General features: G+C 68.9%; 18 protein-coding genes and 1 tRNA gene. 14 read left to right on the top strand and 5 right to left on the bottom strand.

Annotation, left to right across the window (positions count from 1 at the left end; genetic code table 11):
* Nucleotides 1–105: 105 nt before the first annotated feature.
* From AOZ53_RS28465 to AOZ53_RS28455, 3 genes are all read right to left on the bottom strand, one after another.
* Nucleotides 106–1,257: an ABC transporter substrate-binding protein gene (locus AOZ53_RS28465; RefSeq protein WP_054490334.1), complete on the bottom strand. Its 1,152-nt coding sequence runs from the start codon at nt 1,255–1,257 to the stop codon at nt 106–108.
* Nucleotides 1,258–1,322: 65 nt separating this feature from the next.
* Nucleotides 1,323–1,826: a flavin reductase family protein gene (locus AOZ53_RS28460; protein WP_054428556.1), complete on the bottom strand. Its 504-nt coding sequence runs from the start codon at nt 1,824–1,826 to the stop codon at nt 1,323–1,325.
* Between the two features lie 23 nt (nt 1,827–1,849).
* On the bottom strand, nt 1,850–2,863 hold the full coding sequence (locus AOZ53_RS28455; RefSeq protein WP_054490332.1) for an LLM class flavin-dependent oxidoreductase: 1,014 nt from the start codon (nt 2,861–2,863) through the stop codon (nt 1,850–1,852).
* 120 nt (nt 2,864–2,983) lie between these two features.
* On the opposite strand from AOZ53_RS28455, the gene AOZ53_RS28450 reads away from it, so the two are divergent.
* The 8 genes from AOZ53_RS28450 to AOZ53_RS28415 all read left to right on the top strand — a co-directional run bounded on the left by AOZ53_RS28450 (nt 2,984) and on the right by AOZ53_RS28415 (nt 11,268).
* The gene (locus AOZ53_RS28450; protein ID WP_054428558.1) at nt 2,984–3,817 is read left to right on the top strand and encodes an IclR family transcriptional regulator; all 834 of its coding nucleotides are present in this window, start codon (nt 2,984–2,986) and stop codon (nt 3,815–3,817) included.
* A gap of 158 nt (nt 3,818–3,975) precedes the next feature.
* Nucleotides 3,976–5,031, top strand: coding sequence for a tRNA preQ1(34) S-adenosylmethionine ribosyltransferase-isomerase QueA (queA, locus tag AOZ53_RS28445; protein WP_054429215.1), 1,056 nt, complete (start codon nt 3,976–3,978; stop codon nt 5,029–5,031).
* The gene (tgt, locus tag AOZ53_RS28440) at nt 5,028–6,164 is read left to right on the top strand and encodes a tRNA guanosine(34) transglycosylase Tgt (RefSeq protein ID WP_054428559.1); all 1,137 of its coding nucleotides are present in this window, start codon (nt 5,028–5,030) and stop codon (nt 6,162–6,164) included. The genes queA and tgt overlap by 4 nt, the downstream gene beginning before the upstream one ends.
* A gap of 225 nt (nt 6,165–6,389) precedes the next feature.
* Nucleotides 6,390–6,731, top strand: coding sequence for a preprotein translocase subunit YajC (yajC, locus tag AOZ53_RS28435; protein ID WP_006390891.1), 342 nt, complete (start codon nt 6,390–6,392; stop codon nt 6,729–6,731).
* A 114-nt stretch (nt 6,732–6,845) separates the two neighbouring features.
* Nucleotides 6,846–8,726 carry a protein translocase subunit SecD gene (secD, locus tag AOZ53_RS28430; protein ID WP_054428560.1) on the top strand — a complete coding sequence of 627 codons (1,881 nt, stop codon included), beginning with the start codon at nt 6,846–6,848 and terminating at the stop codon, nt 8,724–8,726.
* A gap of 51 nt (nt 8,727–8,777) precedes the next feature.
* Nucleotides 8,778–9,713, top strand: a complete 936-nt coding sequence (gene secF, locus AOZ53_RS28425; protein WP_054428561.1) for a protein translocase subunit SecF — start codon at nt 8,778–8,780, stop codon at nt 9,711–9,713.
* A gap of 129 nt (nt 9,714–9,842) precedes the next feature.
* A complete protein-coding gene (locus AOZ53_RS28420) occupies nt 9,843–10,520 on the top strand; it encodes a VOC family protein (RefSeq protein ID WP_054490330.1) in 678 nt (225 codons plus the stop codon).
* Nucleotides 10,521–10,554: 34 nt separating this feature from the next.
* Nucleotides 10,555–11,268: an alanyl-tRNA editing protein gene (locus AOZ53_RS28415; RefSeq protein ID WP_054428564.1), complete on the top strand. Its 714-nt coding sequence runs from the start codon at nt 10,555–10,557 to the stop codon at nt 11,266–11,268.
* 71 nt (nt 11,269–11,339) lie between these two features.
* Here the strand turns inward: AOZ53_RS28415 and AOZ53_RS28410 are convergent, their stop codons facing one another.
* The gene (locus AOZ53_RS28410) at nt 11,340–12,101 is read right to left on the bottom strand and encodes a phosphatase PAP2 family protein (RefSeq protein ID WP_082385798.1); all 762 of its coding nucleotides are present in this window, start codon (nt 12,099–12,101) and stop codon (nt 11,340–11,342) included.
* 163 nt (nt 12,102–12,264) lie between these two features.
* Between AOZ53_RS28410 and miaB the strand changes: the two genes are divergently transcribed.
* From miaB to lnt, 5 genes are all read left to right on the top strand, one after another.
* Nucleotides 12,265–13,695, top strand: coding sequence for a tRNA (N6-isopentenyl adenosine(37)-C2)-methylthiotransferase MiaB (gene miaB, locus AOZ53_RS28405; RefSeq protein ID WP_054428566.1), 1,431 nt, complete (start codon nt 12,265–12,267; stop codon nt 13,693–13,695).
* The gene (locus AOZ53_RS28400) at nt 13,692–14,717 is read left to right on the top strand and encodes a PhoH family protein (protein WP_054428567.1); all 1,026 of its coding nucleotides are present in this window, start codon (nt 13,692–13,694) and stop codon (nt 14,715–14,717) included. Before miaB ends, AOZ53_RS28400 begins: the two co-directional genes overlap by 4 nt.
* Nucleotides 14,707–15,180: an rRNA maturation RNase YbeY gene (ybeY, locus tag AOZ53_RS28395; RefSeq protein WP_054490329.1), complete on the top strand. Its 474-nt coding sequence runs from the start codon at nt 14,707–14,709 to the stop codon at nt 15,178–15,180. Before AOZ53_RS28400 ends, ybeY begins: the two co-directional genes overlap by 11 nt.
* A 154-nt stretch (nt 15,181–15,334) precedes the next feature.
* Nucleotides 15,335–16,225, top strand: a complete 891-nt coding sequence (locus AOZ53_RS28390) for an HlyC/CorC family transporter (protein WP_054428569.1) — start codon at nt 15,335–15,337, stop codon at nt 16,223–16,225.
* Nucleotides 16,222–17,853 carry an apolipoprotein N-acyltransferase gene (gene lnt / locus AOZ53_RS28385; protein WP_054490327.1) on the top strand — a complete coding sequence of 544 codons (1,632 nt, stop codon included), beginning with the start codon at nt 16,222–16,224 and terminating at the stop codon, nt 17,851–17,853. Before AOZ53_RS28390 ends, lnt begins: the two co-directional genes overlap by 4 nt.
* Before the next feature lie 112 nt (nt 17,854–17,965).
* Here lnt and AOZ53_RS28380 read toward each other — a convergent pair whose 3' ends face one another.
* Nucleotides 17,966–19,021 (bottom strand): aldo/keto reductase, encoded by a 1,056-nt coding sequence (locus AOZ53_RS28380; RefSeq protein ID WP_082385797.1) that lies wholly within the window; start codon nt 19,019–19,021, stop codon nt 17,966–17,968.
* A gap of 363 nt (nt 19,022–19,384) precedes the next feature.
* Between AOZ53_RS28380 and AOZ53_RS28375 the strand changes: the two genes are divergently transcribed.
* A tRNA-Ala gene (locus AOZ53_RS28375) sits at nt 19,385–19,460 on the top strand.
* The last annotated feature ends 2 nt before the right edge of the window (nt 19,461–19,462 follow it).

The following is a 19,462-nucleotide window of genomic DNA, read 5'->3' as shown; positions in this document are numbered from 1 at the left end:
ACCCGGTTGCTCGTGCTGCAAAACCGTGAGCATACAAAACCTGGGACGGTTACGGGCGGCCGCGCCCGCCGAAAGCGCGCGCCGGCCGCCCTCGCCGGGGGGCGGCTACTGCAGTTTCCACTTGCCGCCGGCCACGGTGGCCATGACCAGCGCGCGCTCGTCCAGGCCGTTGTGGTCGGTCGGGCTCATGTTGACCACGCCGGTGGCGGTCGGCAGGTTCTTGACGTTCTCCAGGGCGTCGCGCAGGGCCGCGCGGAATTCCGGGGTGCCGGGCTTGGCCTGCTTGAGCGCCACCGGCACGGCCTGCTGCAGCAGCAGGCCGATGTCCCAGGTGTAGGCGGCGAACAGCGACACGCTGCCCGGGCCGTTGGCGGCCTCGTACTTCCTGGCGAACGCCTGGGCCGTGGCCTTGACCGGATGGGTGTCCGGCAGCAGGTCGGCCACCATCACCGGCCCCACCGGCACCCAGGCGCCGTCGCAGGCCGGGCCGCAGACGCGCAGGAAGTCGTTGTTGGCCACGCCGTGGTTGAAGTAGATCTTGCCCTTGAAGCCGCGTTCGCGCAGCGCCCGCGCCGGCATCGCCGCCGGCGTGCCGGAGGCGCCCACCACCACGGCGTCGGGGGCGGCGCCGACCAGCTTCAGCGTCTGCGCCACCGCCGAGGTGTCGGTGGGCGCGAAGCTTTCCTTGCCGACGATCTCGATGCCGTGCTGCTTGGCGGCCTTTTCCACCTCCACCCAGAAGGTTTCGCCCAGGGCGTTGTTGAAACCGATGAAGGCCAGCTTCTTGACGCCGTTGGCGGCGGCGTGGCGGGCGATGCCCTCGGCCATCAGGGAGTCGGAGTGCGGCGTCTTGAAGACCCAGCGGCGCTTGTCGTCCACCGGGTCGATCAGGCGCGCCGACGAGGCCAGCGTGATGACCGGGGTGGCGCCGCTGGCCACGGTGTCCAGCATGGCCATGGTGTTGGGGGTAGTGGTCGAGCCGATGATGAGATCGACCTGGTTTTCCGAGATCAGCTTGTGCGAATTGCTGACCGCGCGGGTGGTGTCGGAGGCGTCGTCCAGCACCACGTATTCGACCTTGGCGCCGCCGATCTCGGTGGGCAGGAGGCTGATGGTGTTGCGTTCGGGAATGCCCAGCGAGGCCTGGGGACCGGTGGTGGACAGGGTGGCGCCGATCTTCACCTGCGCCAGCGCGGGCGCGGCGCCCGCGACCAGCAGGGCCGCCAGCGCGGCCGTCAAAGTGCTACGAGGGGTCATGCGGTGTCTCCTTTGGGCGCGGATATCGTTATGCGTCTTGCCGATCCGCTACGGCGTAGAAAGCGTTATACGACGGGATCCCCCAAGTGCGACAGGAAGGACCCATTATGGAAAACCAGGGCGCCGCCGTGGTCGTCGGGGGCGTGCAGGCGCCGCACCTCGCCGATCAGCACGGCGTGGTCGCCCACCTCCAGCACCTGGCGGGTGGCGCACTCGAAGCGGGCGGCGCATTCGTCGAACACGGGGATGCCGTCCTCGGTGGCGTACCAGTCCAGGCCGGCGTAGCGGTCGGCCACCGGCTGCGAGAACACCCGCGCCAGGTCGCGCTGCGGCGCCCCCAGCACATGGATGGCGAAGCCGCCGCGCGAGGTGAAGTCGGCGTAGTGGATGCTGGCGCGGCGCAGGCTCCACAGCACCAGCGGCGGCTCCAGCGATACCGGGGCGAAGGAATTGACGGTCAGGCCGATCGGGCCGTCGGCGCCGGCGGCGGTCACCACCGTGACGCCGGTGGCGTAGCGCCCCAGCGCCCGGCGCAGGTGGGCCGGGCTGAGATCGTGGCTGGCGCTCATGGCGGCTTGCGCGGGGCGGCCGGTCAGGCCGGCACCGCGTTGGCCGGGCGCACGCCCGACAGCGGCATGGATTCGGCCATCAGCCGCTGCATCGAGTCCAGCACCCGGTCCTGCGGCATCAGGCCGAAGTTGTGCAGGCTCATGACGTGGTCCAGGCCCATGTCGGCCAGCCGCGCCAGCTTGTCGGCCACGGTGCGGGCCGAGCCGAACAGCGACAGGCCGCTGGCGATGATGTCGTCGTAGACCTGCTTGCGCGCATACAGGCGGGTCTCCACGTACAGGTCGAAGGCGCGGGCGGCGCGTTCGCGAGCCTCGTCGTCGGTCGCGGCCACGTGGGTGTGCAGCGCCACCGCCGCCATGCCGCTGGCGTCCTCGATGCCGGCCTCGGCCAGGCCGCGGCGGTAGTCCTGCATCATCAGGCCGATCTCTTCGAAGTTGTCCACCGCCGCGTAGGGCACGAACAGCATGCGGCGGCCCTGGCGGCCGACGTGGTAGGCGGCCTCGCGGCGCAGGATCGCCACGTACACCGGCACCGGCTGCTGCACCGGCTGCACGTTCAGGCGCACCTCGTGGATGCGGTTGAACTTGCCTTCATGGCTGACGCGCTCGCCGGCCAGCAGGCGCTCGACCAGCATCAGGTTCTCGTCGAAGCGCTCGCGCTTGGTGGCCGGATCGACGTCGTAGCCCTCGAACTCGTGCTTCAGATAGCCCGAGCCCACGCCCAGCGACAGCCTGCCTTGCGAAAGCTGGTCCACCAGGGCATAGTTTTCGGCCACCGTCAGCGGGTTGTGGAAGGTCAGGATCGAGATCGCCGTGCCCAGCCGCAGCCGCGTCGTCTGCTGCGACAGCGCCGCCAGGAACACCGCCGGATTGGGCACCGCGCCATATTCATGGAAATGGTGCTCGGCCACCCAGAAGGTGTCGTAGCCCAGCTGTTCGGCGCGGCGCGCCTGCTCCAGCACCTGGCCGTAGAGCTGGCCCAGGCTGCGGGGCTGGTCGGGGTAGTGGTCCTGCACCGAGAAGATGGACATCTTCATTGCTTGTCTCCGTCTTTGTCCGTCCGCGCCCCGGGCCGGTCATCCAGCCCGGATGTTTGTCCGCCACGGCACGCTGATGTATTTTTTAGTGATACACGTATTCTAATAAGAGACAAATTGATGTCAACAGAAAGCAGCACCGGGATCCAGTCGGCCGAAATCGCCCTGGACGTCCTGACCCGCCTGGCCGAGCTGGGCGGCGCCGTGTCGGTGTCGGAACTGGGCCGCAGCCTGGACATGCCGCGCGCCAAGGCGCACCGCTACCTGGTGTCGCTGGAGCGGCGCGGCTACGTCGAGCAGGATCCGGCCAGCGCCCGTTACCGGCTCGGGCCGCAGGCCCTGCACACCGGGCTGGCGGCGCTGGCCGAGGTGGATTTCGTCAAACTGGCGGCCGGCTGCCTGGAAGACCTGAGCGCCGCCATCGGCCAGACCGTCTTCATCTCGGTCTGGGGCCAGCACGGCCCCACCATCGTCCAGTGGCGCGACGCGCGGCTGCCGGTCACCGTCAACGTGCGCGTCGGCTCGGTGCTGCCGCTGCTCAACAGCGCCACTGGGCGCGTCTTCGCCGCCTGGCTGCCGGAAGCGCTGGCGCTGCCGCGCGCGCTGGCCGAATGGGACACGGCGCGGCGCCAGGGCGCCGACGCCGCGCAGTGGCTGGACGATCCCGCCGCCGCCGGCCTGCCGCTCGATCCGGCCGACCCCGCCGCCGCGCTGCGGGCGCGCTGGCAGGCCACGCGCCAGCGCGGCTACGCCAGCGTCAGCGGCCACCTGCTGCACGGCATCGACTCGGCCGCGCTGCCGGTGCTGGACGCCCAGGGCCAGCTGGCCGGGGCCATCACCGGCCTGGGGCTGCACGGCGGCTTCGACCTGGCGCCGGACGGCGCCCCGCTGCGGGCCCTGGCGGCGGCCGCCGCCGACTGTTCGCGCCGGCTCGGCTGGCGCGGCGGGCGCTGAGTCCGCCGGCCGGTCCGGCCGCCCTTTTCGCCAGCCCCTTTACAATAGTCAGTTGCCCAGAGCCAACCCGTCGGGTCCGGCTCGCTTTTTTGCCGCCGCCCTTGCCGGCGGCCCGGCGGCCGGCCCAGGCCGCGCCCGCCCCTGATACCGATATCCGCGTGCAACCCCTTACCGTTTCCGATTTCGACTACGAGCTGCCTCCCGAGCTCATCGCGCAGACGCCCGCCGCCCAGCGCACGGGCAGCCGCCTGCTGCACCTGGACAGCGCCAGCCAGCTGCATGACCGCCAGTTCGCCGACCTGGAGGGGCTGCTGCGCCCCGGCGACCTGCTGGTGTTCAACGACACCCGCGTCATCAAGGCGCGCCTGGCCGGCCACAAAATCACCGGCGGCAAGGTCGAGGTGCTGGTCGAGCGCATCATCGACACCGACCGCGCCCTGGCGCACGTGCGCGCCAGCAAGTCGCCCGGCGCCGGCATGGTGCTGCGGCTGGCCGACGCCTTCGACGCCACGGTGCTGGGCCGCGAGGGCGAGCTGTTCGACATCCGCTTCCCCGGCCCCGTGCTGGAGCTGCTGGACGCCCACGGCGCCACGCCGCTGCCGCCGTACATCACGCACGCCGCCGACGCCGGCGACGACGACCGCTACCAGACCGTCTACGCCCGCGAGCCGGGCGCCGTGGCGGCGCCGACCGCCGGCCTGCACTTCGACCAGCCCACCCTGGACCGCCTGGCGGCGCTGGGCGTGGAGCGCGCCTTCGTCACGCTGCACGTCGGCGCCGGCACCTTCCAGCCGGTGCGCGTGGACAGCCTGGCCGACCACATCATGCACGCCGAATGGTTCACCGTGCCGCAGGCCACGGTGGACGCCATTGCCGCGGCCCGCGCCCGCGGCGGCCGCGTGATCGCGGTCGGCACCACCAGCGTGCGCGCCCTGGAATCGGCCGCCGCCCAGACCGAGGGCCGCACCGCCCCCGGCCTGCCGCTGGCCGCCGCCCAAGGCGACACGCGCCTGTTCATCACCCCCGGCTACCAGTACCGCGTCATCGACGCGCTGGTCACCAACTTCCACCTGCCCCAGTCGACCCTGCTGATGCTGGTGTCGGCGCTGGCTGGCGTCGAGCCGATCCGCCGCGCCTACGCCCACGCCGTCGCCCAGCGCTACCGCTTCTTCAGCTACGGCGACGCCATGTTCATCGAATCCCTCGCCCCATGACCGGACTGAATTTCGAACTGCTCGCCACCGACGGCGGCGCCCGCCGCGGCCGCATCACGCTCAACCACGGCGTGGTGGAAACGCCCATCTTCATGCCCGTGGGCACCTATGGCAGCGTCAAGGCGATGATGCCTCACGAGCTCAAGGAGATCGGCTCGCAGATCGTGCTGGGCAACACCTTCCACCTGTGGCTGCGCCCAGGCACGGAAATCATGGAAAAGCATGGCGGCCTGCACGGCTTCATGCAGTGGGACAAGCCGATCCTGACCGACTCGGGCGGTTTCCAGGTGTTCAGCCTGCAGGGCATGCGCAAGATCACCGAGGAAGGCGTGAAGTTCGCCTCGCCCATCGACGGCGCCCGCCTGTTCCTGACGCCCGAGGAATCGATGCGCATCCAGCGCTCGCTGAACTCGGACATCGTCATGGTGTTCGACGAATGCACGCCCTACGAGATCGACGGCCGCCCCGCGACCGTCGAGGAAGCCGCCCGCTCGATGCGCATGTCGCTGCGCTGGGCGCGCCGCTCGCGCGAGGAATTCGACAAGCTGGAGAACCCCAACGCGCTGTTCGGCATCGTCCAGGGCGGCATGTACGAGTCGCTGCGCGACGAGTCCCTGGCCGGCCTGCAGGACATCGGTTTCCACGGCTACGCCATCGGCGGCCTGTCGGTGGGCGAGCCCAAGGAAGACATGATGCGCATCCTGGCGCACGTGACGCCCAAGCTGCCGGCCCAGGCGCCGCGCTACCTGATGGGCGTGGGCACGCCGGAAGACCTGGTCGAGGGCGTGAGCCGCGGCGTCGACATGTTCGACTGCGTCATGCCGACCCGCAACGCCCGCAACGGCTGGCTGTTCACCCGCTTCGGCGACGTCAAGATCCGCAACGCCAAGTACCGCGACGACACCCGTCCGCTGGACCCGAGCTGCGCCTGCCACACCTGCGCCAACTTCTCGCGCGCCTACCTGCACCACCTGCAGCGCGCCAACGAGATCACCGGCGCGCGCCTGAACACGCTGCACAACCTGCATTTCTACCTGACCATCATGAAGGAAATGCGGGAAGCCATCGCCGAAGGCCGCTTCGACGCCTGGCGCGCACAGTTCGCGGCCGACCGGGCGCGCGGGGTGGAGTAGCGGGACGGCGCCGGCCGACCTAGTGAAAACCACGAGAGCGCCGGGGGCTTTTTATTTGGAAATCCGCCCCCATTACTGCGCACAGGCCGTGACTGGTGGCGGGAAATAACCTCGCTACAATAGTCGGCTTGCCCTATCCATGGCTCGCGCGGGGATGGGCGCAGAACAAGATCGGCGACAGCACGATACAAACAAACCCAAACAGACTACACGCAGGAGAATTACATGTCCGCTATCGATACCGCCAGCCTCGTCGTGGCCCAGGCCGCCCCCGAAGGCAATGCGCTGATGGGCATGCTGCCCATCATCCTGATGTTCGTGATCCTCTACTTCCTGATGATCCGTCCCCAGATGAAGCGCCAGAAAGAACACCGCAACCTGATCGCCGCCCTGGCCAAGGGCGACGAAGTCGTGACCGCCGGCGGCATGCTGGGCAAGGTCACCAAGGTGAACGACAGCTACGTCACCGTCGAAGTCTCGGAACTGGCCGACAAGCCGGTCGAGATCATCATGCAGAAGTCGTCGGTGTCGACCGTTCTGCCCAAGGGAACCATCAAGGCCCTGTAAGCGTCCCATAGGAGCTCCGCCGCCGGGCCCAGGGCCCGACGGCAGCCGCCCCGCCGCCCGTCGCGCCAGCCGCCCGGGCGGCCTTTTCTCCACTCTTACATGACGTAGCCGGCAATGAACCGCTATCCCCTCTGGAAGTACATTACGGTCCTGATTGCGGTCCTTATCGGCCTGCTGTATACGCTTCCCAATTTCTACGGCGAATCGCCCGCGGTCCAGGTGTCCAGCGCCAAGGCCACCATCAAGGTGGATCCGGCCATGCTGGAACGGGTCCAGCAGATCCTGACCGACGCCAAGATCCCCAATGAAGGGGTCTACTACGAACAGAACGGCACGCTCGGCACCGTGCGCGCCCGCTTCACGTCGACCGACCTGCAACTGCAGGCGCGCGACCTCATCGACAAATCCCTCAATACCGTCCAGGGCGACCCGCACTACACCGTGGCGCTGAACCTGCTGCCGGCCTCGCCCACCTGGATGCGCGCGATGGGCTGGTTCGCCCCCAAGCCCATGTACCTGGGCCTGGACCTGCGCGGCGGCGTGCACTTCCTGCTGCAAGTGGACATGCAGGGCGCCCTGACCGCCCGCTACGACTCGCTGGCCGCCGACGTGCGCTCGGTGCTGCGCGACCAGAAGGTCAACGTGGCCGGCGTCGAACGCTCGGGCATGAGCGTGGCCGCCACCTTCGCCAGCGCGCAGGACCGCGACCGCGCCATCTCGACGCTGCGCAGCCGCCTGCCCGACCTGGAATTCACCGAAAGCGAAGAGAACGGCAAGCTGCTGCTGCTGGGCGCGCTGAACCCGGCCGCCGTCACCCGCGTGCAGGACTCGGCGCTCAAGCAGAACATCAACACGCTGCACAACCGGATCAACGAACTGGGCGTGGCCGAGCCGGTCATCCAGCAACAGGGTTCGGACCGCATCGTGGTGCAGCTGCCCGGCGTGCAGGACGTGGCCAAGGCCAAGGAACTGCTGGGCCGCACCGCCACCCTCGAAATCCGCATGGTCGACGACTCGCCCGCCGCGCAGGCCGCGCTGCTGGGCGGCACCGTGCCGTTCGGCCTGGAGCGCTACTCCGACCGCGACGGCCGCCCGATCCTGGTGCGCCGCCAGGTGGTCCTGACCGGTGAAAACCTGCAGGACGCCCAGCCCGGCCGCGATTCGCAGACCCAGCAGGCCGCCGTCCACCTGACGCTGGACTCCAAGGGCGCGCGCATCTTCCGCGACGTCACCCGCGACAACATCGGCAAGCGCATGGCCATCCTGCTGTTCGAGAACGGCAAGGGCGAAGTGGTCACGGCCCCGGTCATCCGCAGCGAAATCGCCGGCGGCCAGGTGCAGATCTCGGGCAGCATGAGCTCCGAGGAAGCCGCCGACACCGCGCTGCTGCTGCGCGCCGGCGCGCTGGCCGCGCCGATGTCGATCATCGAGGAACGCACCATCGGCCCGAGCCTGGGCGCCGACAACATCTCGAAGGGCTTCCATTCGACGCTGTACGGCTTCCTGGCGATCGCCGTCTTCATCATCATCTACTACCACCTGTTCGGCGTGTTCTCGACCGTCGGCCTGACCCTGAACGTGCTGCTGCTGCTGGCCCTGCTGTCGATGCTGCAGGCCACGCTGACGCTGCCGGGCATCGCGGCCATCGCGCTGACACTGGGCATGGCGATCGACTCGAACGTGCTGATCAACGAGCGGATACGGGAAGAACTGCGCAACGGGGCATCGCCGCAACAGGCCATCCACCATGGCTTCGAGCGCGCCTGGGGCACGATTCTCGACTCCAACCTCACTACGCTGATTGTCGGCCTGGCCCTGCTGGCATTCGGTTCCGGCCCGATCCGCGGCTTCGCGGTGGTCCATTGCCTGGGCATCCTGACCTCGATGTTCTCGTCCGTCGTGGGCGTGCGCGCGCTGGCCAACCTCTGGTATGGCCGCAAGAAGAAGCTCACGTCGATCTCGATCGGCGAAGTCTGGAAGCCGAAGACCAACTGAACATGCGCGCGGGCGGCAACGCCGCCCGCCACCGAATAGCCAGGGCAAAAAATGGAATTTTTCCGGATTCACCGCACCATCCCGTTCATGCGCCACGCGCTGGTGCTGAACATCATCAGCCTCGTCACCTTCGTGGCGGCGGTCTTCTTCATCCTCACGCGCGGCTTCCACCTGTCGATCGAATTCACCGGCGGCACGGTCATGGAAGTCAACTACGCCCAGACGGCGCAGCTTGAAAGCGTGCGCGGCGTGGTCTCGAAGCTGGGCTACACCGACTTCCAGGTGCAGAACTTCGGCACCTCGCACGACGTCATGATCCGCCTGCCGCTGCAGGAAGGCCAGACGTCGGCCACCCAGAGCGAAACCGTCATGGCCGCGCTCAAGGCCGCCGACCAGGGCGTGGAACTGCGCCGCGTCGAATTCGTCGGTCCGCAGGTCGGCCAGGAACTGCTGCACAACGGCCTGATGGCCCTGCTGGTGGTGGTCATCGGCATCATGGTCTACCTGGGCTTCCGCTTCGAATGGAAGTTCGCCGTGGCCGGCGTGATCGCCAACCTGCACGACGTGGTCATCATCCTGGGCTTCTTCGCCTTCTTCCAGTGGGAATTCTCGCTGTCGGTGCTGGCGGGCGTGCTGGCGGTGCTGGGCTACTCGGTGAACGAATCCGTGGTCATCATGGACCGGATCCGCGAGAACTTCCGCAAGTACCGCAAGGCGGACGTGCAGGAAGTCATCAACAGCGCCATCACCCAGACCATCTCGCGCACCATCATCACCCACGGCTCGACCCAGATGATGGTGCTGGCGATGCTGTTCTTCGGCGGCCCCACCCTGCACTACTTCGCCATGGCCCTGACCATCGGCATCTGGTTCGGCATCTACTCGTCGGTGTTCGTCGCCGCCGCGCTGGCCATGTGGATGGGCGTCAAGCGCGAAGACCTGGTCAAGCCGGTCAAGAAGGAAGGCGAGGAAGGCGAAGTCGCCTGAGCCGTTTCCCTTTCTTGGAAAACCCGCCCGCGTGGCGGGTTTTTTTATGCTTGGCAAGGCCACTGTACAGACGCCCCGCCCACCCGCTGTACGGGTACGGCCGCCCCCTTATTCGCTACCATAGGCCTCATGAAACTCGCTCTCGACCATCTCGTCGTCGCCGCCGCGGACCTGGACAGCGGCACGCGCCACGTGGCCGACCTGCTGGGCATTGCGCCCATGGGCGGCGGCGCGCATCCGCGCATGGGCACCCACAACCGCGTGCTGGGCATGGCGGGCGGCGTGTACCTGGAAGTGATCGCCATCGACCCGGACGCCCCCGCGCCGCAGCGGCCGCGCTGGTTCGGGCTGGACCAGCCGGCCATGCGGGCGCGCCTGGCCGAAGGCCCGTTCCTGGCGCACTGGGCGGCGCGCGTCGAGGCGCCCGACGACCTGAGCGCATGGCAGGCGCGGCACCCCGATCGCATCTCGCCCGCCATCCCCATGACCCGCGGCGACCTGCGCTGGCGGCTCACGGTGCCGGACGATGGCAGCCTGCCCGCCTGGCGCGAGGACGGCCAGGCAGCCGGCGACGGCCTGCTGCCGACGCTGATCCAGTGGGACGTGCCGGCCTATCCCGGCGTCAGCCTGCCGCGCCAGCCGCTGACGCTGCGCGCCCTGACCGCCACCCATCCGCATGCCGCGCTGCTGCGCCAGGGATTGGCCTGGCTGGGCGCGGACGCGCTCATCGCCATCGAACAGGCCGACGGGCCGCCACGCCTGCAGGCCGCCATCGAGACCGGCCAGGGCATCCGGATCCTGGCCTGACCCCCGCCACAAGAAAGACAACGGAGACATCCCCATGAGCGTCACCCTCAAGCGCTTCGACGACGCGCCCTACGAGCAGCAGTGCGAAGCCACCGTCATCGCCGTCGGCGCCGACGGCGTCGAACTGGACCAGACCCTCTGCTACGCCCGCAGCGGCGGCCAGGCCGGCGACAGTGGCACGCTGACGCTGGCCGATGGCCGCGCGCTGCCGGTGGCCGACACCGTCTACGCCGACGACCGCCGCCGCATCCTGCACGTGTTGGCCGAGGGCGCCGCCGCGCCCCAGGTCGGCGACCGCGTCACCGTGCGCATCGACTGGCCGCGCCGCCATCGGCTGATGCGCCTGCACACCTGTCTGCACCTGCTCGGTTCGCTGGTGCCGGCGCCGGTCACCGGCTGCAGCATTTCGCCCGACTCGGCTCGCATCGACTTCGACCTGCCCGAATCGACGCTCGACAAGGCCGACCTGACCGAGCGCCTGAACGCACTGATCCAGGCCCGCACCGACGTCACCGTCAACACCATCACGCCCGAGGAACTGGCGGCGCAGCCCGACCTGGTGCGCACGGTCGGCGCCGCCCCGCCCGGCGGCACGGCGCGCATCCGCATCATCGAGATCCCCGGCGTGGACCGCCAGCCCTGTGGCGGCACGCACGTGGCCAACACCGGCGAGATCGGCCCGGTCACCGTCACCAAGATCGAAAAGAAAAGCCGCACCAACCGCCGCGTGGTGGTGGCCTTCGCCTGAACCGTCGCGCCATGCAAAAGGCCGCCCGGATGGCGGCCTTTTTTTGGTCGGAAACGCCTCGCGCCGGCGCCTCAGCCCTTCTTCCACCAGCGCCAGGGCGCCCGCAGCGGCCACTGGTACTTGCTGCCGAGCACGCGCGGCGCCAGCAGATGGCCGACCGCGATGGCGATGCCGGCGGCGGTCATGACGTCCGACAGGTAGTGGTCCAGGTTGACCAGACGGCTGACGGCGACCAGCGCGGCCAGCGACAGGAACGCCCAGCGCCAGCGCGGCGCCAGGATGCCGAGCGTCACCGCCACCGCGAAGGCGGCGTAGGTGTGGCTGGAGGGAAACGAATTGAACTGGTTGGCGCGCGAGAAGGCCTCGCCCAGCCCGTAGATGCCTTTGTCGAAGAACAGCTCGGGGCGCGCCCGCGCCACCGAACGCTTGAGCACCAGCACCACCAGGCCGCCCACCGCCATGGTCGACAGCATCAGCAGGCTGCCACGCGCCATGCTGGCGTAGCTCATGCGCACCGGATTGCGCCAGCCGCGCGCCAGGCCGACCAGGCCGACGATGTAGAACGCCAGCGCCACGCCGATATAGCGGCCGCTTTCGCCCATTTCGCCGATCCACTCGAACGATTCGTTGACGCCCTCGGACACCGTCTGCCGGATCCAGATCGCCAGCGGCAGGTCGACCCACAGGGCACAGGCGCCCGCCACCACGGCCAGCGCGAGGCCCGCCGCCACCCACGCGGCGGTGGACAAGGGGTTGCGAAACTCGTCCGCCGAAGCGGCCACGCCGCCAGCCGGAAGCACGCGGGTCGGGGGAATGGGAAGATTCGTCGTCATCGGACCGGGTTTGTAAAGAGTCTTGTTCTCGGAAAGAGAATCGGCGAAGGCGAGCTATCGTAACTCCGCATTGCGGATTGAAGTGGGAAATTTGCTGCAAGGGGTAAAATCCCGCTTTTCCCCTCTTCTGCCCCCGGGATCTACACCCGTCACGGCGACCGACATGCAAGAAACCTCCCTGAAGCGCGCCTCGGCCGCGCCCGACGGCGCCGCCGTCCCGTCCTCCGCCGTCATCGGCTCCCCCCGCAAGCTTTACATCCGCACCTTCGGCTGCCAGATGAACGAGTACGACTCGGACAAGATGGCCGACGTGCTGCGCGGCGACCAGGGGCTGGAGCTGACCGACAATCCGGAAGAAGCCGACGTCATCCTGTTCAACACCTGTTCGGTGCGTGAAAAGGCCCAGGAAAAGGTCTTTTCCGACCTGGGCCGCGTGCAGCACCTGAAAAAGACCAACCCGAACCTGGTGATCGGCGTGGGCGGCTGCGTGGCCAGCCAGGAAGGCGAGGCCATCGTCAAGCGCGCGCCCTACGTGGACGTGGTGTTCGGCCCGCAGACCCTGCACCGCCTGCCCGACCTGATCCAGCGCCGCCGCGCCGAGGGCCGCTCGCAGGTCGACATCAGCTTCCCCGAGATCGAGAAGTTCGACAACATGCCGCCGCCGCGCGTCGACGGCGCCACCGCCTTCGTCTCGATCATGGAAGGCTGTAGCAAGTATTGCAGCTTCTGTGTCGTGCCGTACACGCGCGGCGAGGAAGTCTCGCGGCCGTTCGACGACGTGCTGATCGAAGTGGCCGACCTGGCCGACCAGGGCGTCAAGGAAGTCACGCTGCTGGGCCAGAACGTCAACGCCTACCGCGGCCGCATGACCGACAGCGACGAGATCGCCGATTTCGCCATGCTGCTGGAGTACGTGCACGAGATCCCCGGCATCGAACGCATCCGCTACACCACCTCGCACCCCAAGGAAATGACCCAGCGCATGGTGGACGCCTACGCCCGCCTGCCCAAGCTGGTGTCGTTCCTGCACCTGCCGGTGCAGGCCGGCAGCGACCGCGTGCTGGCGGCCATGAAGCGCGGCTACACCACCCTCGAATTCAAGTCGGTGGTGCGCCGCCTGCGCGCCGCGCGCCCCGACCTGACGCTGTCGTCGGACTTCATCGTCGGCTTCCCCGGCGAGACCGAGGAAGACTTCGAAAAGACCATGAAGCTGATCGAGGACGTCGGCTTCGACACCTCGTTCTCGTTCGTCTACTCGCGCCGCCCCGGCACGCCGGCCGCCGACCTGCACGACGACACGCCGCAGGACGTCAAGCTGCGCCGCCTGCAGCGCCTGCAGGCGCTGATCAACGAGCAGGCCGCCGCCATCGCCCGCAACATGGTCGGCACCCGCCAGCGCCTGCTGGTGGAAGGCCCCTCGCGGCGCGACCCGAACGAGCTGATGGGCCGCACCGAGAACAACCGCATCGTCAACTTCGCCGCGCCCGCGCGGCTCATCGGCCAGATGGTCGACGTCATCATCACCGAAGCGCACACCAACTCGTTGCGCGCCCGGGTGGCCGACATCGACCGCGACGCCCAAGGGACCGAATGACCACTTCCCGCCCCCGCGCCCGCCGCAGCATGCCCGCCGTCGTCACCCTGGACGGCGACAACACCCACCTGGCCAACCTGTGCGGCCCGCTGGACGAGAACCTGCGCCAGCTGGCCGACGGCATGGGCGTGAAGCTCGCGCGCCGCGGCAGCCGCGTCACGATCGAGGGCGAGCAGGCCGAGCTGGCCGGCCGCGCGCTGCGCCGCTTCCATGAGCAGGCGGTGCACCGCGCCCTGTCGGTCGACGACATCCAGCTCGGGCTGGTCGAGATCGGCATCGGCCGCCAGGAAGAGAAAACGCAGGACGCGCCGGCCCGCGAGGCCGACCCGCTGCCGGCGCTGGACGACGACAGCGACGCCATCGCCCTGCGCACCAAGCGCAGCGATCTGCGTCCGCGCACGCCGCGCCAGCGCGACTACCTGAACAACATCCTCAAGCACGACATCACCTTCGGCGTGGGCCCGGCCGGCACCGGCAAGACCTGGCTGGCGGTGGCCTGCGCCATCGACGCGATGGAACGCGACACGGTGCAGCGCCTGGTGCTGACGCGCCCGGCGGTCGAGGCCGGCGAACGGCTGGGCTTCCTGCCCGGCGACCTGGCGCAGAAGGTCGATCCGTACCTGCGCCCGCTGTACGACGCCCTCTATGACCTGATGGGCTTCGAGAAGGTGCAGCGCCTGTTCGAGAAGCAGACCATCGAGATCGCGCCGCTGGCCTACATGCGCGGCCGCACGCTGAACCACGCCTTCGTCATCCTGGACGAGGCGCAGAACACCACGCCGGAACAGATGAAGATGTTCCTGACGCGCATCGGCTTCGGCAGCAAGGCCGTCATCACCGGCGACCCGTCGCAGGTGGACCTGCCGCGCGGCCAGGAAAGCGGCCTGGCGCATGCCGTCAAGGTGCTGCACGACGTGCAGGGCATCGCCACCACCCGCTTCACCAGCCGCGACGTGGTGCGCCACCCGCTGGTGGCCCGCATCGTCGATGCCTACGACCGAGCCTCGGAAAATGACGCCTGACCTGTCCCTTTCCGTCCAGTACGGCGTCGAGGAACCCCGCCTGCCGCGCTGGCGCCTGCGCCGCTGGGCCGAGCGGGCGCTGGCCGCCGCGGCCGAGGACGGGCTGGTGGACTTCACCGCCGCCGAGCTCAGCCTGCGCCTGGTGGGCGCGGCCGAGGGGCGCCGCCTGAACCGCGATTTCCGCCAACGCGACTACGCCACCAACGTGCTGACGTTCGAGTACGGCGTCGACCCGCTGGGCGTGGCGCGCGGCGACATCGTGATGTGCGTGCCGGTGCTGGTGCGCGAGGCGCGCGAACAGCGCAAGGCGCTGCTCGACCACGCCGCCCACCTGACCCTGCACGGGGTGCTGCATTCGCTCGGCTACGACCACATCAAGGCGCGCGACGCCCGCCGCATGGAAGCGCTGGAGACCGCCACGCTGGCCCGCATGGGCATCGCCGACCCCTACACCGAGGCGTGATCTCCGGCCCTGGGGTCAACCCTGAGCAATCGGCGCGAAATGGCGTCCAGCAAGGCGCAGATCGCGTCGGTTGGACCCATTTTCCGGGGTTGCGTTACAAATTGAGCGCCAGATTCGGTTATGCTGGCCCCTCCATAACTTGTCCTCCCGGACGATGTCTGACCCCTACCCTGCTCCCGAAGCGACGCCTGCTCGCTCATCCAAACCCGCCACCAAATCCCTTCTAGACCGCCTGCTTTCCCTCGTGCGCCGCGAGCCCGAGGACCGTGAAGGCATCAAGGCCGTTCTCGAAGCCGCGCATGACCGCGACCTGCTGGACGCGGAGTCCTACAAGATGATCAAGGGCGCGCTGGCCGTGTCCGAAGGCACCGTCGGCGACATCATGGTCCCGCGTTCGCGCATGGACCTGCTCGACGTCACGCAGCCCATCCCCTACCTGGTGGCCAACGTGATCGAAACCGCGCACTCGCGGTTCCCGGTCTACGAAGGCGACCGCGACAACATCATCGGCATCCTGCTCGCCAAGGACCTGCTGCGCTGCATGCTGGAACCCGGCATCGAAGTGCGCACGCTGGTGCGTCCGGCCGTGTTCATCCCGGAATCCAAGCGCCTGAACGTGCTGCTGCACGAGTTCCGCGCCAGCCGCAACCACCAGGCCATCGTCATCGACGAACATGGCGGCATCTCCGGCCTGGTAACGATGGAAGACGTGCTGGAACAGATCGTCGGCGACATCGAGGACGAATTCGACGAAACCGAGGAAGACTCGATCTTCCCCGAGGGCGAGAACCAGTGGCGCGTGCTGGCCGCCACCGACATCTCGCACTTCAACGACGTGTTCGGCTGCCATCTGCCCGACGACGAGTACGACAGCGTCGGCGGCTGGATGGGCGGCCAGCTCGGCCGCATCCCGCGCCGCGGCGACGTCGCCGAGATCGACGGCCTGAAACTCGAAGTGGCGCGCGGCGATGCCCGCCGCGCCATCTGGCTGCGAGTCAAGCGCGTGGCGCCGTCGCGCGGCGTCCCGCCCGATACCGACGCATGAGCCGCGCCGCCCGCGGTCCGCTCCTGCTGGGCGCGGCCGGCCTGACGCTGGCCGGCGCCGTCCACGCCCTCACCTTCGCGCCCGGTCCGCTGCCGGACTGGGCCCTGGCCATCACCCAGATCCTGGCGCTGGCGGTGGCCGCCCGCGTCACCCTGTACGCGCCGTCGGCGCGCCAGGCGTGGCTGCGCGGCTGGCTGTTCAGCTTCGCCACCTATGCGCTGGGGCTGTACTGGATCTTCATCAGCCTGCACCGCTACGGCGACCTGGCCGCGCCGTTGGCGGTCGCCGCGGTCCTGGCGCTGTCGGCCTTCCTGGCGCTGTTCCCGGCCACCGCCGGCGCGCTGGCGCGGCGCTACACGCCGCTGGCCGCCGACTCGACGCCGGGACGGGTGCTGTCGGCCACGCTGGCCTGGGGCGCGCTGTGGGCCGGCTTCGAATGGATCCGCGCGGTGCTGCTGACCGGCTTCCCGTGGCTCAACATCGGCTACGCGCAGGTCGACAGTCCCATCGCCGGCTGGGCGCCGCTGCTGGGCGTGCATGGCATGGCCCTGCTGTCGGCCTTCGCCGCCGCCGCCATCGCCAGCCTGTGGCGTCCCGCGGGTCAGCAGAAGCCGCCGCGCGACGGCCGCCACGCGCTGGCCGCCGGCGTGGCGCTGGCGCTGGCCGCCGCCGGCTGGCCGCTGTCGCGCATCGACTGGTCGGCCCCCAGCGGCGAGCCGCTGAACGTGCGCCTGGTCCAGGGCAACATCGAGCAGTCGCAGAAATTCGATCCGGCGCTGCTCGACCAGAGCCTGCGCCGCCACCTGGAACTGGCGGCCATGCCGCCCGCGCCCGGCGTGCCGGCGCCGCAGATGGTGATCCTGCCGGAAACCGTGCTGCCGGTCTTCCAGGACCAGCTCGATCCGCGCGTCTGGGAAATCTGGCGCGAGGTCGCCGCGCGCCAGAATGCCGTGATCGCCATGGGCGCGCCGGTCCACGACGTGGTCAACGGCCGCGACCGCTACACCAACAGCGTGTTGGGTTTCGACGGCCAGACGCCGGCCTCGCAATTGATCAGCGGCGCCACCGCGATGCGCTACGACAAGCGCCACCTGGTGCCCTGGGGCGAATATGTGCCGCCGGGCTTCCACTGGTTCGTCGAGATGTTGAACATCCCGTTGGGCGATTTCGACCGCGGCGCCGAGCGTCAGACGCCGTTCGCGGTGGGCGGCCAGCACATCGCCTTCAACATCTGCTACGAAGACCTGTTCGGTCCGGACCTGCTGCCCGCGCTGCAGTCCGGTCCCAACGGCGAACCGGGCGCCACCATCCTGGTGAACGTCAGCAACCTGGGCTGGTTCGGCGATAGCTGGGCCTTGCGCCAGCACCTGCAGATCGGGCGCCTGCGCACGATCGAGACCTCGCGTCCCATGCTGACCGCGACCAACACCGGCATCACCGCGGCCATCGACGCCAAGGGCCATGTCGCGGCCCAGCTGGCGCCGCTGCAGCCCGGCGTGCTGCCGGTGTCGGTACAGGGCATGGCGGGCCTGACGCCCTATGCCCGCTTCGGCGACAAGTCGGCGCTGGCGCTGATCGGCCTGGCGCTGATCGCCGCCTTCGGCATCAACCGCCCGCGCCGCAACTGAGCCTGAACCGGGCCAGGCCTGGCCTGGTCCGGCGCTGCCCGGCCGACGCTTTCCTGTTTGGCGTGATCAGACACTGGGGCCTGTGCGAGGCTCCTTGTCGTGTGCACGGGCCCTAGCGCAACAGATTGGCGGGCAGCGCGCCGCTGTCGTCGACCGGCCGCAGCGGCCCCACTCCCGCGCCCGTCAGCTCGATGGCGTCAGCGATGCGCGCCATGTCGTCACTGTCCAGCTCCAGTTCCGCCGCGCCCAGCACGCCGTCGACCTGCGCCACGTTGCGCATGCCGACAATGGCTCCGGTGACGCCCGGCCACGCCAGGGTCCAGGCGATGGCGACCGCCGCCTGGGTCGTGCCGTGGCGTTCGGCGATGGGCTTGAGCGCTTCGGCCAGGGCCAGATTGCGCGCCAGGCAGGGCGGCTGGAATTCAGCGTTGCGCGAACGCCAGTCGTCCGCGCGCAACGCCTGCGCCCGCTCGACCGAAAAACCGCCGCTGAGCAACCCCGATTGCATCGGGCTGTAGACGATGACGCCGGTGCCGTTCTGCGCGCACCAGGGAATCAGGTCGGCGCCCGCGCCGCGCTGGATCGCCGAGAACGGCGGCTGCAGCGACTCCACGTGCCCCAGCGCCTCGGCGTCCTGCAATTGCGCCAGGTTGTGGTTGGACAGGCCGACCGCGCGCACCTTGCCTTCGCGCTTGAGGTCCAGCAATTCCTGCCAATAGGCCTCCAGCGGCGTGCCGTCGCCGGCCGGCCAGTGCATCTGGTACAGGTCGATGCGCTCGACGCCCAGACGGCGCAGCGATCCCTCGATTTCGCGGCGGATGCTGGCCGGCGCGCCGTTGCGCCGCGGAGTCGCCTGCGGCTGCTCGGGCGACCAGGTCAGGCCGCATTTGGTGAAGACGTAGGGCCGTTCGCTTGCGCTCATCTGCGCCAGCGCGCGTCCCACCACCTCTTCGGCGTGGCCCAGTCCATAGACGGCGGCGGTGTCGATCCAGTTGATGCCGCGATCGACCGCGAGGCGGATGGCGGCGATCGAATCGGCGTCGTCCTGCGGCCCCCAGCCGATGGCCCAGGCATTGCCGCCCATCGCCCAGGCGCCCAGGCCGATGCGCGTGATCGACATATCGCTGCGCCCCAGCGGGCGCGTCGGAAAAGAAGTCGTGGTGCTCATGCGAAAAAAATCTCCTGCCGGCAAAACGTCATGGCGGATCCCGCCCGGGTCCCCGCAACAGTCACGATAGCACTCGTCCAAGCCTTTGATTTTCCGGTGTTGTGCGCCTCGGGCGCGGCGTTCCGGAAACGACTGACACCCTTGCCGCGCGGCCGGCGCGACCACGCATGCGTCCCCTTGAAAGCGATTTCAACGCAACTTTTTCATTTTTTGCACCCAACCGACTTGCACGCCGAAATTAGTTCGTGCATAATCTCGTTTCTTCGCCAACGGCACTAAACAAAACCGGCAACGAGATACGAAAAACGACCACGAAAGTGATCGGAAAAAACGTAAAACGTGGCAGGAGTTGATTAGAAGAACGGGGGTATAGCTCAGCTGGGAGAGCGCTTGCATGGCATGCAAGAGGTCAGCGGTTCGATCCCGCTTACCTCCACCAGT

The organism is Achromobacter sp. 2789STDY5608621 (assembly GCF_001299375.1).
Taxonomy (GTDB): domain Bacteria; phylum Pseudomonadota; class Gammaproteobacteria; order Burkholderiales; family Burkholderiaceae_B; genus Achromobacter; species Achromobacter insuavis.
Note: the sequence above shows the minus strand (reverse complement) of the source record. Positions and strands in the feature narration are given on the sequence as shown.